This window comes from Capnocytophaga sp. G2, assembly GCF_035282625.1.
Taxonomy (GTDB): Bacteria; Bacteroidota; Bacteroidia; order Flavobacteriales; family Flavobacteriaceae; genus Capnocytophaga.
In genome coordinates, this window is the sequence record NZ_JAYKBU010000006.1 from 122,776 (window position 1) to 138,017 (window position 15,242).

The window sequence follows — 15,242 nt, forward strand, 5'->3', positions numbered from 1 at the left end:
TATGAATACGACCTTTACCTCCATACGCGTCTTCTTTGAACGCAATGGCTTCAATGTCTCCACACGTATTGCCGAACGTCTTGGCTTACGCGTGAAGTATGTCCGCCTATTCTTTATTTATATCAGTTTTATCTTTGGTGCAGGCTTTGGACTTTACTTCGCCTTCGCCTTCGCCCTGAAAATCAAAGATCTGATCCGACGAAAACGCAGCTCTGTGTTTGATTTGTAACTTTTTAGTGAGAATTCAAAAATGGATACTTTATTTTTAGGTACTAATAAAGTGCCTTCCTATCCTGATGGTCAAGTAGTTGAATTATCTTATCGAAACAATGTATTAAAACTAACCTTAAAGGATTACAAAGAAGAAATAGTAACCTATTCTTTCCTAAACATCTTTCAACTATCTTTTGAAAATTACCTTAATGAAGATATTGATGAAATTCGTACCTTCTGGGAAGAAAGAGAAAAAGAAAAGATATGTAAAATTTCTATATTATCGGCTTGGACAGGAAGAGAAATGATTCATTTTTCTTTCTTTATGTAATTTCCATAACAGAATCAGTAATAATACTTATTCTTACCTTTTACCACTAATGAAGCGTTACACTGAAAAATATATTCCTATTTGGAAAGAACCCCTATGGGTAGCTTGTCCTGAATGTCAGGGAGCTGCACATATTACTTATACCCAAGAAGGAGCTGTTATACGATGCTCATGTTGCTCTTTTCATTCTTCTCAAGAGGATTTGCAATACTTTGAAGCAATTACTCTCTTTAATTGCCCTAATTGTGGCACTCCTATTAGACACTCACAGAAAGGACTTAAAGAAAAAAGTGAGCTTATCAAGGTTTCTTGTCCTCATTGCCATGAAGTGTATGAGGTAAAGCCACGTTATGAGAGCTATTATGAATCTTTCTCAACCCAAGATAGTGGTCTTCAGTGCGATGATGTCTTTGGCTTGCCCTACTACTTCCAAGAAAACATACGGGGACACCTCTTTTGGGCTAAGAATATCACCCACCTACTGCTAATGGAGGACTATATAGCCTCTGACCTACGTGAACGAGAGGGAATGACAATGGTAGCAAAATTACCCACCTTTATCAAGCTAAAAAAGAACAGAACACTACTACTCAAAATCTTACGCAAGTGGAAAGAACAGCTACAACTCCCACAGACAGATATCTCTTTAAAACCTTCAATCATGCTCTTCTTTCAAGAGAAAGAAATCAGTATCACTTCCTATCTTGAAGGGCTTGATTTTTATGGGACTTATCGTTACATCACCATCCATACATTTCTCAAAAAAGAAACTCGCCAGTGGATACAGTTTATCAGAAACAATCGCCTTTTAAGGGCACTCTCCAAGGAAGAACTTATGGATATTCCCTTCGAGAAACCTGAATGCTTCTTAGTAGAATATAGCAATGCCGATTTTGGCAAAGAGGTACTTACCCATTTCCTCCAGCGTTATCTACAAACAAACCCACCTCATTCCCTTTATATAGATATGGGGGATACCCTTTATAGTGATCAAGAACTTTATAACCTTTTACTTAAATATCCTGCTTGGGATTGGAATAAGGATAGGTAATATACAGTATATCAATTGTTTATTACCTTTGCTAAACAAAAAACAGGAAGGAACCCCTCCTGTTTTTTCTTTTATAACAACTTAGTTATCAGAATATTTATGATTCTTATCTCACATTTCAAAACTAACAAAGACTCCATTATGATCGGACATATACTTACCTTGTTCAGTGAAGTGATCCCAAGCACCTACCTGATATCCTTTTACCTTCCTTATAAAAGTGTTGGAGATACAAATATGATCAATATTGTTTCTCACCTTATGTTTGATAGGGTCAATATGTAAGAAAGAAGAAAGATCGCACTCTGTTATACAAGTCAAATCCAATTGGCTAAGGTAGTCAGAAAGTATCTGTCTTACTTTTTCAGTACCATATCCTTGATTATTATATCTACTTTGATTGAAATCTCCCATTACAAGTATAGGCAAGCCCTCTTGCTCAAGAATACGCCCCCATTCTTTAGCTTGTTGATGCAAATCTTTTTCATGATATTCCCATTGTTTGTAGCCCAAACACCCATATCTTACCCCCGATACTCCTGCTTGATGATAGGGAATAATAGTTCCAAATACTATTACTTTTCCAAAAGGAGTCTCTACAACAGCACTGGCTGTCCGAAAATTATCAAAAGTTTCTATTTGTTTCGTAATTTTCCATTTAGAAAAAATAGAAACCCAGTGTTCTTCTGGAGTCCTTTCATAGACTAATGAATGTACAGAAAAAGGATATAGTTCAGCCAAAGACATACTGACAGCGCTTTCAGTAAGGACTAAAATATCTGCATTAATCTCTTTGATTTTCTCCATAACAAGAGCTTTTTTCTCAGTTCCTTTTTTAGGGCGTTCTACATTCCAAGTAGCTATTTTATACATAACAAAAAATTGTTCTTATTTTAGCCACAAATATACAAAATTAATTGTTATTTTTCCGCACTGATTTAGCAGTAAATGTAAGTTCGATTACTAAGTTAAATTCTGAGTTATTATTCTTCATTTTAAAATTAGTCATTAATCATTAAAAAATTGTACCTTTGCCCTCAAAATATGTTATTATGAAAAAGGAAAATACCAAAGAGACTTTTAAGGTAGAAGACATAGTGGAAATGTCGCCTAATCTAACATTACTCAAAGAATGGATTAAAGGGAAAATTATAAAGGTACGACAAAATCCTTTCATGGGTACAGAAATAGCTATCAAAGATGATTTAGGACGTATTTCCTTTGGAGAAAAAGAATTTTCTAAGTCTATTTTATAGCCCATCAGAAATAGTTTGCGAGAAATTAGCATGAGCAGGCGTAGGGGCAAATGGCAATTTGCCCTTAAAAGTGATTTCACTCATTTTATATTTTGTAAAGAAAAAAGCAATAAATCAATAAAAAATTACACAAATATATGTTACTAATTAAGTTTGGAGGCTCCTCGGTGGGGTCAGTGGAAAATTTGCAACGTGTAGTGCAGATTGCAAAAAAACAAACAGAACCTTTTATCATGGTGGTTTCCGCCTTTTCTGGGGTTACCAATACTCTACAATCCTTAGGGGAAAATGCCTTAAAAAACACGTGTCAGCCTATTCTTGAAGCACTTAAGGAAAGGCATATCACTATGGCAAAATCGCTCTTGCATATTAACAAACAAACTAATGCATTAGTACATATCGGAAAAACAATACTCACCCTTGAAAATCTGTGTAATAGTATCTGTACCTTGGGGGAACTCTCCGAGCGCACCAAGGCTCGTATCATGGCGCAGGGCGAACTGCTTTCTTCCTTTATCATCTGTGAATACCTCAATCAAGAAGGTGTTGCGGTAAGCTACTTGCCTTCTGAAAATTATATTGTAGCTGAGGGTGATCCACTCAATGCGGTAGTGGATTTCCCTCAAACGCAAAAGCGTATGCAGCAGATAGATACATCGGTCTCTTATATCGCCCCTGGCTATATCGCCGCTAACCCTACGGGGGAATTGGTGGTACTGGGCAGGGGAGGATCGGATTATACAGCGTCCATCTATGGCTATTGCTTAGGAGCCAAGCAAGTAGAACTCTGGAGCGATGTCAATGGTATGCAAAATGCTAACCCTAAGTTGGTTAAGAATACCAAAGTAATCTCCCAAATGAGCTACGAAGAGGCTTTTGAGATGGCCTATTTCGGAGCCAAAGTGATCTACCCTCCTGCTATTCGTCCTGCTATGGAAAAGAAAATTCCTGTGCTGTTACTCAATACGTTATCGCCCGAAGAAAAGGGTACTCGTATCCATGTGGCTACCCAAGGACATACCGATAAAGTGTTAGGCGTCTCTACCCTGAGTGACATCAGTATGATTACCATTTCAGGAATTGGGCTAGCAGGTACCAAGGGAAGTGCCCGCCGTGTCTTCCAAGCCCTCGAACAGGCCGATGTGAATGTGATTCTCATCACCCAGAGTTGCTCCGAACAGAGTATCTGTTTCGGAATCAAAACCAGTGACGCCAAGAGTGCCAAAGAGGCTTTACAGCACGAATTTGCTAAAGAAATAGGCTCGCTTATCAATCCTATAGAACGTACTGATAACCATGTAATTTTAGCTCTTATTGGAGATAATATGAACCACCAAACAGGTCTTAGCGGTAAGGTGTTCAGCGCCTTAGGTGCTAATGGCGTGAATATTCAGGCAATTGCACAGGGAGCTTCTGAACGCAATATCTCAGTAGTGATTGATGCTCGTGATGAACACAAGGCAGTCAATGTGGTACATGAGCGTCTCTTTCAAGAGGTCATCAAGCGGGTACACCTCTTTATCATAGGGGTAGGAAATGTGGGCGGACAGTTTATTGATATTGTCTATAAACAACAGGAATACTTTCGTAAGCAACACAAAGTGGATTTACGGGTAGTCATGATTGCCAATTCCCATCAATATGTGTTCAATGATAATGGATTACCCCAGGAGGCTCTTACGACTCTTTCTTCAGATAAGGCTTCCGATTACCCCTCTCCTACAGCTTTGGCAGAACTAATTATCACAACCAATAGGCGCAATAGTATCGTGGTGGATAACACCGCTTCGGCTGAGATTGCGGCACTCTACCCCTTACTGATTCGCAAGTCTATTTCATTGGTTACCTGTAACAAAATTGCAGGAAGTGCACCCTTGCAGCAATATACGACACTTATGGAGCTGGTCAAAAACCAAAATTGTGATTTCCAATACGAAACTTCTGTAGGGGCTGCCTTACCAATTATTAAAACCCTACAGAACCTACTGCTTAGTGGAGATACTATCCACCGTATTGATGCAGTAGTCTCCGGTAGTCTGAACTTTATTTTTAATCATTACAACGCCACTACACCTTTCGTAGAAATTGTAAAACAAGCCCAAAAGGAAGGATATACTGAACCTGACCCTCGTATAGATCTCAGTGGCTTGGATGTAATCCGTAAAATCCTGATCCTCTCTCGTGAGGCAGGTTATCGTAAGGAAATGAGCGAAGTAGTCTTTGAAAGTTTCCTTCCTGAAAAATCCTTAGAAACGCCTTCGGTAGAGGGTTTCTATGAGGTACTCGAAAAGAATGAGGGTTTCTTCCAAGACCTCTATTACAAAGTAAAGGACAAGGGCGCTAAACTCAATGTAGTAGCTCAACTTTTGGAAGGAGACATCAAAGTTTCTTTACAGGAAATACTTCCTAATAGTCCTTTCTATCAATTGAATGGTAAGGATAATATTGTTGCTTTTTATACTGATATGTATCCTATCGAACCGCTCGTCATCAAGGGTGCAGGAGCAGGTGCCAAAGTAACTGCTAGTGGGGTACTTTCCGATGTAATGTATGTAGCTAATAAACAAAAATAATTGAAATTCTATGAATCAATCGCTTAGAAAAGCAAATCCTATACAAGAGACCGTCTGTGGTTTCGCTCCTGCTACTATTGCTAATGTGAATGTAGGCTTTGATGTCTTAGGCATCTCTCTCTCCTCAGTAGGTGACAAAGTAGAAGTAACTCCTAATGATTGTAGACAAAATAAGATTACTTTTATAGAAAGTACCACTCCCCTACCCTATGAGGTAGAAAAGAATTCCTGTACAGTAGTTATTCAAGCCATGCAGGAGAGAATAGAAAATCCCGTATATGTAGATGTTCGCATCCGCAAAGGTTTTTCCTCAGGCAGTGGTTTAGGCTCCAGCAGTGCCAGCAGTGCCGCTGCGGCTTTCGCCTATAATACCCTGATGGGTAGTCCCTTCACCTTGGAAGAACTCTTACCCTTTGCAGCTGAAGGAGAGCGTGCTGCTTGTGGGTCAGCACATTATGACAATGTCTCCCCCGCAATTCTGGGAGGAATTGTACTTTTGTATCAGAACAAACCTATACGTCTGCCCTTGCCTAAGGGCTTACATGCGGTGTCCTTCTTCCCTAATATAGAGGTCAATACCGCCTCAGCACGCAGTATCGTCTCCCGACATGTATCCTTAGATATTGTCTCCAAACAAGTATCTGCCATGGGGGCTTTTGTAAGTGGTTTATATAAAGAGGACTACGAACTGCTTAGAAAAGCCACCAAAGACTTTCTGGTAGAGCCTTCTCGAAAGATACTTATTCCTTATTTTGATGAAATGAAGGAAGCTACCCTTGCCGCGGGAGGAATCACTTTTGGTATCTCTGGTTCAGGTCCTTCCGTTTTTGCCTTTGCCGAGTCCCACACTATAGCCGATCGTATTCTCACTGAGCTACACAAAATCTATGCAGGACAAGGCATAAAAACTCTTTCCTTTATTGAAGATTTAGCCAATGGCAAAGGCTGTAGAATCACAAAATTCAATGATTAATGTTCCCACGCTAGTGCGAGTATCAATTTCACTTGGGGGTGGAATTAGCAAATAAGAAAAAAATAGATTTTCTTCTTGCAGGTTTAGAAAAATGTTGTAACTTTGCACCCGCAAAATCGCCGGTATAGCTCAGTTGGCCAGAGCACGTGATTTGTAATCTCGGGGTCGTGGGTTCGAATCCCTCTACCGGCTCTAATAGCTGTCAGCTCTCTGGCAGCTTTTTTCTTTTTCTTTTCCAAAGGGGAAAATTGAATAATTAATCATTGACAATTAATCATTAAAAATAATGTCTATTTCAAAAAAAGAAACCAAGCGTATAACGGTACAAACGCTACAGGCTATGAAAGCTAAAGGAGAAAAAATCACTATGCTTACGGCATACGATTATACTATGGCTAAGATTATTGACGGGGCTGGTATTGACATCATCTTGGTAGGTGATTCTGCAGCTAATGTAATGGCAGGATATGAGACTACCCTACCGATGACTTTGGATGCTATGATATACCATGCTTCTGCCGTGGCACGTGCCTGCTCTCATGCTTTGGTGGTTGCCGATTTGCCTTTTGGTACTTACCAGTCCGACCCTCAACGTGCCTTAGATTCAGCTATCCGTATGATAAAGGAAAGTGGTGTACAAGCTGTTAAGCTCGAAGGCGGGCGAGAAATTGGTGAGGGGATTCGCCGTATTTTGGGTGCCGGAATCCCTGTCATAGGGCATTTGGGACTTACTCCTCAGTCCATCAATAAGTTTGGAGGTTATGGACTCCGTGCTAAAGAACAAGCTGAAGCCCAAAAACTCAAGGACGATGCGCATTATTTACAGGAATTAGGATGCTCGGTCATCGTCTTGGAAAAAATTCCTGCTGCTTTGGCTAAAGAAGTAACCCAGAGCCTTTTAGTGCCTACCATTGGCATAGGTGCAGGTCATGAAGTAGATGGGCAAGTACTCGTCTCTCAGGATTTCTTCGGAATGTTTGTAGATTATAAGCCTAAGTTTGTTCGTCAATATCTTAACTTACATGAGCTTATGACTGGAGCCATAACTCAATATATCAGTGATGTGAAGGATCAGACTTTCCCTAACGAAAGTGAACAGTATTAATGGAATGAAAACTACTGTCCAAAACTTGCAAATTCTCTATGAGGATAATCACTTAATAGCTATTAATAAACGTGCAGGGGATATCGTTCAAGGAGATAAAACGGGCGATATCCCCTTAAGTGAGATAGTAAAGGAATATTTGGTCAAGAAATACAATAAGCCCGGTGATGCTTATCTGGGAGTAGTACATCGCTTAGACAGACCCACTACAGGTATTGTTCTCTTCGCTAAAACTTCTAAGGCTCTTCCCCGACTCAATGCTGCCTTTGCTACCAAAGAAGAAGTTTGCAAACGTTATTGGGCTTTGGTGGAGAAAAAAACTATTCCTATGGAAGATACCCTTATCCATTGGCTTATCCGCAATACTACTCAAAACAAGTCATACGCCTATTCTAGTGAGCGACCTAAAGCTCAAAAAGCAGTACTTACCTATAAAGTATTAGCTACACTTACTCATTATCTGTTAGTAGAAATTACACTTCTTACAGGAAGACATCATCAAATCCGAGCACAGTTTGCTGCCTTAGGATGCCCTTTAAAGGGAGACCTTAAGTATGGTGCCAAGCGTAGTAATCCTGATGGGAGTATCTGCCTACATGCACGAACTTTAGAACTGCTCCATCCTATAAAAAAGGAACCCCTCAGCCTCACCGCTCCCCTACCTGAATCCTTCAATAACTTATTAAAAAAAAAATAATATCAGACTTATTATAGAATAACAAAGAAAGGAGAACTTACCTTAGCCTTTCAAAAATTACTTCTTAACATATTAATCAGTATCAATCGAGGTATCTTTACAATATTAGTATAGATTAGAATCTTACAAAGTTATTTATAGAGTAAAGTTTTAATTTTGAAAAACTTCATAATATGCTGCTCAATATTGAAAATAAATGCTCTATTTCCTTCTTTGTATTGAAACTATGCAAGCAAATCCTTAATCGTTCTTCACCTTTAGGGACTGTAGGCGAAAGGATAGGCTTAATTCCCAACCCTTTTTCCTGTAAAGTACAAGCCAACTGTCCTACACGTTCGTTGCCAGGAATTATAAGTCCCTGTATAGCCGATTGAGAACAAATGAACTGAACTTCTTTATTTATAGCATTAAATTCTCGGACTTTCTTCATAAAAAAGGTAATATTCTGTTGTAACTTCTCTTTTTCTTCTAATTCTGGTAAAAGCAAATAAGATGCTAATATAGTAGCTATATTCCCAGGAGAAGGAGCTGTCGTATATATAAACGAACGTGCAAAGTTTATTAGATAATCTATTACTATTTGATCTGCTAAGACTATCGCTCCATGGGCTCCCATTGCTTTTCCAAAGGTAATAAGACGCAAGAGAATATGCTTTTCTATTCCTAAATTTTGACAAAGACCTTCTCCTTTTTCTCCGAAAACACCTACTGAATGTGCTTCATCTACAATTAGATAGGCATTATATTTCTTGGCTAAGATAACCATAGCTTCCAAATCGGGAATATCTCCATCCATAGAGAAAACGGCTTCTGTAGCAATATAAAGCGTAATATCTTGATTAGAAAATTTTTTTAACTTTTCCTCTAAATCAATTAAGGAATTATGTTTAAACTTAAAATGTTGAGCTTTACTTAATTGCAATCCATCACGTATAGAAGCATGTATATACTGATCATATAGGACAATATCTCCTTTTTGCGGAATAGAAGAGAATATTCCTAAATTGGCATCATATCCAGAATTAAAAATTAATCCTTTAGGAGCATTATGATAATTGGCTATCACACTTTCAGCATTTTCTATCAAATCATAATTTCCAGAGAGTAATCTAGATCCGGTACTCCCATTTTTCCAAGAGAAGGAAGTCAATAAGTTTAGGGCATATTCTTTAACCATAGGGTTACAAGCCAGTCCTAAATAATCATTGGAATAAAAGTCAGTATTATAATTCTTTAGAGACAAACTACGGAAAGTATTTATTTGTTTGCGTGACTTAAGTGCATCTTCAAGTGTTTTCGGTATTGATGAATACATTATTTTTTTATATTAAGAACTGTTTTTTCTATAATGACCGTGGTAATCCATGCCCAAAGAGCAGGCAAAATCCACGATAAGCCATATTCATGAAAGGGAAAAGGTATCTCTATAACATGAATATCTAACTGTTCTAAGAAAATAGGAATTGAGGTAAGAAAAGTTACAACACTTACTATTCTAAACACATGTTTAGAAGCTAGATAAGAAGGGAGTAAATGTAAAAAAATGAGTACAATCACTGTAGGATAGAAAAGAACCAATACAGGATAGGCTATTTTTATAATAAAATCCACTCCAAAAGGTGCAATAATAGCACTATAGATGCATAAAACAGTTACAAATATCCTATAAGTATGTTCATCCCCACGAGTAAGTGCTTTAAAAAAATCTGCTCCTCCTGTAATAATCCCCACAGCCGTAGTAAAACAAGAGATACTTACGGCTATACTTAGTAACAATCCTCCCATACTTCCCAAAACATGCTTAGTTATAAGCGATAACAGAAGGACTCGCTGGTTTACCTCAAGAAAATTTCCTCCTTGTGAAGCACCCGTGTAGATAAATCCTGTATAGGTAATAAAAAGAAGTAATCCACTCCCCATTCCTGCATAAATAGTCAGGTGTTTTATTTGTCTCTTATCCAAAGAATTGTCAAGAAATAAAGAAGCTGTAATTACTCCTCCTATGATAATAGATGCCATTGCATCATAAGTTTGATATCCCTCCAAAAGTCCTTGTCCAAAAGGTTTATCAAAAGAAGATATTTCCACCTCACCTTGCAGAAAAATAGCTCTTATTATTAGTAATAATATAACACCTATCATAATAGGTGTTAGGTACTTCCCCAATACGTCCAATACTTTATTTCTTTGATAACAAAGATACCCTACCAAAAAGAAATAAATAATATAAAACAGATACATAAGCCAAGAGGGAATTTCTCCATCAAAGGAAGCTGAAATCATCTCATAACTAACCGAAGCTGTTCGTGGCATAGGAAATACAAGGCATATCCCATAGAGTAAGCCTCCCAATAGCACTCCTACAAAAGGATGTATTTTCCTGCCAAAATCCAATACAGAACCCTGCAGGCGTGCCTGTACAAATATCCCTAAAATAGGAATCAGTACAGCAGAAATACAAAAACCTATAGAGACTAATAACCAGTGCTCTCCAGCTAACTTTCCTAAGTAGGGAGGCAATATAAAATTACCTGCTCCAAAGAAAATAGAGAACATGGCAAAAGAGGTAACAATAATGCGTACAAAAGATAATCTCATTTTTACATTTTTAAATTAAGAATTCTTTTTTAATACTTCACTTTAATATAGTGGTTCTCCATTGAGGTCTGTAGTGAGAGCAGTAGTCATAAAGTCATAAAAAGGACGCATAGCTATAAAAGTATCTATTACTTGTTTAGAAAAATTATCCTTAAACACTTCTTCTGAGGAAAAATCTCTCTTGAGGAGGAACTGTTTTTTTCTTAAATAGGCAATCATCGGGTCATCCTTGCTAAACCCTTTAGGAGCAGTTTTTACCTCATCTCCAAAGAGTTGTCCATCAAAATACTTCACTATAGGAGCTGAGTTCATAATCTGTGAGAAAATTTCTCCATCCACAGATATTTCTTGACGAATACGTAAGAGATCTTTAGGTTCTGGATTAAAAAATCCTCCTCCGGCAAAGCTTCTTTCAGGACTTATATGTAGATAATATCCTCCCCTATACTTAGGCTGCTCCCTCCCAAAGTACAGTCCAAAATGTGTTTTGTAAGGAGGTTTATCCTTAGAAAAGCGTAAGTCATTATATATACGATATATCTTAATAGCACCTAAATGATCATGTTTTTGCATTTCTGAATAAATATCCCTAAAGAAACTTTCTGCTTGATCCTTTGCTTGTTCATAATCTTTCTTATTATTGACAAACCATTCACGGTTATTATTTACAGCCAATTCAGAAAGAAAAGAAAATATATTATTTGTTAATTTTGTTAATTTTTCCATGATACTTTTAATGTATAAGCGAATTTACTTATTAAAGCGCAAAGATACAATTTTTTTGATACAAACATAAAATTATTTCTAAATTATTTCTATCTTTGCAACGTTTTAATAAATTGTATAGAATGGAAACCAACCGCCAGAAAAAAATAGCTGGGCTTCTACAGGAGGATTTAGGAGATATATTAGGGCGTGCCGTACAAGCAGGCGGGCTGACAAATCTTATTATATCCGTTACCAAGGTAGCTGTCACTGTGGATTTGACTCTTGCTAAAGTATATATTAGTGTATTTCCCAATGAACGAGGTGTAGAGATTCTATCGGCTATACAGTCCAATAGTTCTCAGATAAAGCATGAAGTAGCCCAACGAACACGCTATCAACTAAGGAAAATGCCGGATCTTAGCTTCTTTTTAGATAATTCTTTAGAATACCTTTCTCAGATAGAACATTCTCTCAAAGGAGAAGAGAACCCTATAGAACACCCTGAATTGCTTATCAAACGTAAAAAATCATAGCCTCTTGAAAGCCTCTCTCTTTATCGCTTGGCGATATGTGCGTTCTAAAAGTTCGCAGAATGTAATTAATATCATCAATCGTATGTCCATCTTCGTACTGATCGTAGGAGGGGCTTCACTAATGATTGTTTTGGCAGGTTTTTCGGGCTTGAGAACCTTTAGCATGTCTTTTTCTAACTTCTTTGACCCTGACCTAAAAATATTTCCTAAGAGCGGAAAAACATTCACCTTTTCTCCTGATAAGGAAAAAGCCCTTACAGAAAGTGGAGTTGTTGCCTATTATAGCAAAGTATTGGAAGAAAGAGTATTCCTTAACAGCAGAGGTAAAAACTATATTGCCTATATCAAGGGAGTAGATGAAAACTATCCTAAGGTAAATGCTGTAGATAGTATCTTAGTTATCAGTCCAAAGGATTGGCTCCTAAATGATGATTATGTAGTGGTGGGAAACATTATTGCTGAGACTCTGAATTTGGGACTCTTCACCAGTACCACTCCTCTACAAATTATTGTTCCTAAGGCAGGTAAGGGTAGTATCACCAGCACCAGCACCCCTTATAGGGAGGAAACGGTCTTACTCTCGGACTATTATCAAGTAACGGAGGACTTGGACAGCAAGTATGTGTTTGCCACTCTATCCTTAGCCCAACGTTTGACAGGGTTACAAGCAAATGAGGTGAATGCCTTAGAAATCAAACTCTCCAAGGGTATCTCCGCCAATGAAGGAAAGAAACATCTGCAAAAGGCTTTAGGGGATTCCTTTGTGATAAAAGACCGTATGGCACTTAATGAAGACCTCTATAAGATGTTCCAAACAGAAAATTTGGCAACTTACCTGATTTTTACCTTAGTACTCATTGTAGCCTTATTTAATTTGGTAGGAGCAATTATTATGATGATTTTGGACAAACAAAAGAACTTATATACGCTCTTTGCTCTGGGAATGACCTTAAAACAAATACGGAGTATTTTCTTTCTACAAGGGACAATAGTTTCCTTATTAGGAGCTATCTTTGGCGTAGGTTTAGGAGTAGGGATTGCCTGGTTACAGCAAGTTCACCCCATGCTGTATATCAACCCCAATGCCGTCATTCCTATCCCTTATCCTATGGATATTCGCCTCTCAGAAATTATAATCGTATTTTTTACCATTCTAATACTGGGAATTATAGCCTCTTCCATAGGGGCTAGCAGAACCAAAATTAATGATTAATAAAATTAGTTTTCTATACCAAGCAAGTAAAAATAACCCTTAAATACATTACAAATGAAGAAAATCGTTTTGTTAGTAAGTAGTTTTTTCTGCTTAAGTAGCTGTGCAGATTTGCAAAGCATTATGAACAGCACCCAACAAGGAGGTGCCCTTACCTCAGTGGATATTTCCAATGGTCTGAAACAAGCCTTAGAGTTGGGGATTGTCCAAGGCGTGGATTTGCTTAGCCAAAAGGATGGTTATTATGGCAATTCACTTACTAAAATTCTTTTCCCTGAGCCTCTGCAAAAGGTAGATAAAACCCTTAGAAGTATTGGTTTGGGAAGTCTTGCCGATGAAGGGGTAAAGCTGCTCAACCGTGCTGCTGAAGATGCTGTAACCGAAGCCAAACCTATCTTTATCAATGCAGTAAAAAACCTTTCCTTTTCTGATGCTACAGCAATCCTTACAGGAGGTAAAGATGCAGCTACTCAATACTTAAAGAAAACTACTACCCAATCCCTGATACAGGCTTTTTCTCCTAAAATAAAAGCCTCTCTTAGTAAGGTAGGAGCCGATGAGGTATGGTCTAATATTATCAATAAATATAATGCTATTCCTTTAGTAACCCAAGTAAACCCCAACCTAACAAACTATGTAACAGAAAAAGCCGTAGAGGGACTTTTCTTACAAGTTGCTAAGAAAGAAGAAGATATTCGTACCAACATTAGTGCGAGAACAACTCCCTTGTTACAAAAGGTTTTTGCTAAGCAGTAAAACATATTTCTAAGCAGCAGAATAGCTAACATTATACCCTCTGAAAGTAGTCTTACTTTCAGAGGGTATTTTATGCTCTCTATAAAAAAGCTATATTATAATTTCAAACACATAACCAATTAATAATCAACACTAAATATAATTCGTAGTAAGTATAGTGGTAAGTTTAGCATTAAATTTTTTTTGATAGCTGATATATAATTCCACGAACTACACCAACACTTAAACGATAATCATCTGATAAGATAGTATACCTATCCATCTTACCCCCTTTCATCTCCTGATAGCGCTCATATAATTCTATATCTCTAAAAATGGTACAAGAGATTTTACACCCATTTTTGTAAGCTACCTTAAGGTCCTGTTCTATTTTCTTAAGTTGATCATATACCCTCATCATTCCCATTTTTTTAATTCACATCCTTTTTCATCTTGTCGCAATAAGGTAGATAGTGGACAACCACACACATCACATTTAAAGCCTTTAATATCTTTCAGTGTGTAATCCGGCATAAACTTCTGATAAGTACCCACCTTTGCATGTGGACATGTTGAACACACTCTCGCCCTCTCCCTTGCCTTTGCTTCCATTTCGGGATTAGTAAATATATAATTCTCCCAACCCTTTAATATTGCCTTGAGATTAATCATGCTCCTTGTGTTGATTTATCGGGGACTACTATTTCCAATTCACTTACTGAGCTTTATTTGCTCTTTAAGTACCTGCGTCCTCAAGCCTTAGAAAAGCAACAAATTCACTGTTTCGATGCTTGGGCAGCAATCTATGCCCGTAAGACCACCGATTACGAATTTTCAGTGGCTAACAACATTGTGCAGAAAGAACGCTTCCGTTACTTTATCAAAGTACCCGAATTAGCGCAGTTTTACGCTGAAATAACCGATTATAAAACCGCAAAGGATGTTGGGATAGACAGACCCGAAAAGAACGAAATTTTACACAATATACCTCCTACACCCGATCAAGAGGTATTCATTCAAAAACTAATGGAGTTTGCCAAAACGGGTAATGCAACCCTCTTGGGGCATGCGCCACTATCCGAGTCCGAGGAAAAAGCCAAAATGCTTATCGCAACTGATTATGCCCGTAAAATGTCCTTAGATATGCGAATGATCTCCGATAAGTACGAAGATCATCCCGATAACAAAGCCTCTCATTGTGCGATGAAAATCAATGAATATTATCAAAAGTACAAAGCACAAAAAGGGACTCAGTT

16 protein-coding genes, 1 tRNA gene and 1 pseudogene are annotated in these 15,242 nt (G+C 37.8%); 13 read left to right on the forward strand and 5 right to left on the reverse strand.

The genetic code is table 11. The annotated features are described in order from the left end of the window. The first annotated feature begins 1 nt into the window (after nucleotide 1). The 3 genes from VJJ03_RS05215 to VJJ03_RS05225 are packed head-to-tail and all read left to right on the forward strand — an operon-like array spanning nucleotide 2 to nucleotide 1,595. On the forward strand, nucleotides 2-229 hold the full coding sequence (locus VJJ03_RS05215; RefSeq protein ID WP_009745768.1) for a PspC domain-containing protein: 228 nt from the start codon (nucleotides 2-4) through the stop codon (nucleotides 227-229). A 21-nt stretch (nucleotides 230-250) separates the two neighbouring features. After that, nucleotides 251-544 (forward strand): hypothetical protein, encoded by a 294-nt coding sequence (locus VJJ03_RS05220; RefSeq protein WP_323974255.1) that lies wholly within the window; start codon nucleotides 251-253, stop codon nucleotides 542-544. Nucleotides 545-593: 49 nt separating this feature from the next. Next, nucleotides 594-1,595, forward strand: coding sequence for a hypothetical protein (locus VJJ03_RS05225; RefSeq protein ID WP_323974257.1), 1,002 nt, complete (start codon nucleotides 594-596; stop codon nucleotides 1,593-1,595). Nucleotides 1,596-1,706: 111 nt separating this feature from the next. Here the strand turns inward: VJJ03_RS05225 and VJJ03_RS05230 are convergent, their stop codons facing one another. Beyond that, nucleotides 1,707-2,468 (reverse strand): endonuclease/exonuclease/phosphatase family protein, encoded by a 762-nt coding sequence (locus VJJ03_RS05230; protein WP_323974259.1) that lies wholly within the window; start codon nucleotides 2,466-2,468, stop codon nucleotides 1,707-1,709. Nucleotides 2,469-2,647: 179 nt separating this feature from the next. On the opposite strand from VJJ03_RS05230, the gene VJJ03_RS05235 reads away from it, so the two are divergent. From VJJ03_RS05235 to VJJ03_RS05260, 6 genes are all read left to right on the forward strand, one after another. Continuing rightward, nucleotides 2,648-2,851, forward strand: a complete 204-nt coding sequence (locus VJJ03_RS05235; RefSeq protein ID WP_323974261.1) for a hypothetical protein — start codon at nucleotides 2,648-2,650, stop codon at nucleotides 2,849-2,851. A gap of 137 nt (nucleotides 2,852-2,988) precedes the next feature. Next, nucleotides 2,989-5,424: a bifunctional aspartate kinase/homoserine dehydrogenase I gene (thrA, locus tag VJJ03_RS05240; RefSeq protein WP_323974263.1), complete on the forward strand. Its 2,436-nt coding sequence runs from the start codon at nucleotides 2,989-2,991 to the stop codon at nucleotides 5,422-5,424. A gap of 10 nt (nucleotides 5,425-5,434) precedes the next feature. Then, nucleotides 5,435-6,397, forward strand: coding sequence for a homoserine kinase (locus tag VJJ03_RS05245; protein ID WP_323974265.1), 963 nt, complete (start codon nucleotides 5,435-5,437; stop codon nucleotides 6,395-6,397). Nucleotides 6,398-6,515: 118 nt separating this feature from the next. Next, nucleotides 6,516-6,589: transfer RNA gene (locus VJJ03_RS05250), tRNA-Thr, on the forward strand. 94 nt (nucleotides 6,590-6,683) lie between these two features. Beyond that, entirely contained in the window at nucleotides 6,684-7,502 is an 819-nt protein-coding gene (gene panB, locus VJJ03_RS05255; RefSeq protein WP_323974267.1) for a 3-methyl-2-oxobutanoate hydroxymethyltransferase, read from the forward strand. A gap of 4 nt (nucleotides 7,503-7,506) precedes the next feature. Next, nucleotides 7,507-8,199, forward strand: coding sequence for an RluA family pseudouridine synthase (locus VJJ03_RS05260; RefSeq protein WP_323974269.1), 693 nt, complete (start codon nucleotides 7,507-7,509; stop codon nucleotides 8,197-8,199). 166 nt (nucleotides 8,200-8,365) lie between these two features. Here the strand turns inward: VJJ03_RS05260 and VJJ03_RS05265 are convergent, their stop codons facing one another. From VJJ03_RS05265 to VJJ03_RS05275, 3 genes are read right to left on the reverse strand one after another with little or no spacing between them, the layout of a single operon-like run. Beyond that, nucleotides 8,366-9,514: an 8-amino-7-oxononanoate synthase gene (locus tag VJJ03_RS05265; RefSeq protein ID WP_323974271.1), complete on the reverse strand. Its 1,149-nt coding sequence runs from the start codon at nucleotides 9,512-9,514 to the stop codon at nucleotides 8,366-8,368. Beyond that, complete coding sequence (brnQ, locus tag VJJ03_RS05270; protein WP_323974273.1) at nucleotides 9,514-10,797, reverse strand: branched-chain amino acid transport system II carrier protein; 1,284 nt, start codon at nucleotides 10,795-10,797, stop codon at nucleotides 9,514-9,516. Before brnQ ends, VJJ03_RS05265 begins: the two co-directional genes overlap by 1 nt. Before the next feature lie 42 nt (nucleotides 10,798-10,839). Further along, nucleotides 10,840-11,523 (reverse strand): DUF2461 domain-containing protein, encoded by a 684-nt coding sequence (locus VJJ03_RS05275; protein WP_009745758.1) that lies wholly within the window; start codon nucleotides 11,521-11,523, stop codon nucleotides 10,840-10,842. 122 nt (nucleotides 11,524-11,645) lie between these two features. Here VJJ03_RS05275 and rbfA point away from each other — a divergent pair, with 122 nt between their 5' ends. The 3 genes from rbfA to VJJ03_RS05290 are packed head-to-tail and all read left to right on the forward strand — an operon-like array spanning nucleotide 11,646 to nucleotide 14,007. Beyond that, nucleotides 11,646-12,038 carry a 30S ribosome-binding factor RbfA gene (rbfA, locus tag VJJ03_RS05280; protein ID WP_323974275.1) on the forward strand — a complete coding sequence of 131 codons (393 nt, stop codon included), beginning with the start codon at nucleotides 11,646-11,648 and terminating at the stop codon, nucleotides 12,036-12,038. A 4-nt stretch (nucleotides 12,039-12,042) separates the two neighbouring features. Continuing rightward, the gene (locus VJJ03_RS05285) at nucleotides 12,043-13,251 is read left to right on the forward strand and encodes an ABC transporter permease (RefSeq protein WP_323974277.1); all 1,209 of its coding nucleotides are present in this window, start codon (nucleotides 12,043-12,045) and stop codon (nucleotides 13,249-13,251) included. A gap of 54 nt (nucleotides 13,252-13,305) precedes the next feature. Beyond that, nucleotides 13,306-14,007, forward strand: coding sequence for a DUF4197 domain-containing protein (locus VJJ03_RS05290; RefSeq protein ID WP_040358055.1), 702 nt, complete (start codon nucleotides 13,306-13,308; stop codon nucleotides 14,005-14,007). 172 nt (nucleotides 14,008-14,179) lie between these two features. Here VJJ03_RS05290 and VJJ03_RS05295 read toward each other — a convergent pair whose 3' ends face one another. After that, complete coding sequence (locus tag VJJ03_RS05295; RefSeq protein WP_323974279.1) at nucleotides 14,180-14,413, reverse strand: hypothetical protein; 234 nt, start codon at nucleotides 14,411-14,413, stop codon at nucleotides 14,180-14,182. A gap of 260 nt (nucleotides 14,414-14,673) precedes the next feature. Between VJJ03_RS05295 and VJJ03_RS05300 the strand changes: the two are divergent. Continuing rightward, a pseudogene (locus tag VJJ03_RS05300) lies at nucleotides 14,674-15,242 on the forward strand (DNA methylase); the annotation flags it as partial.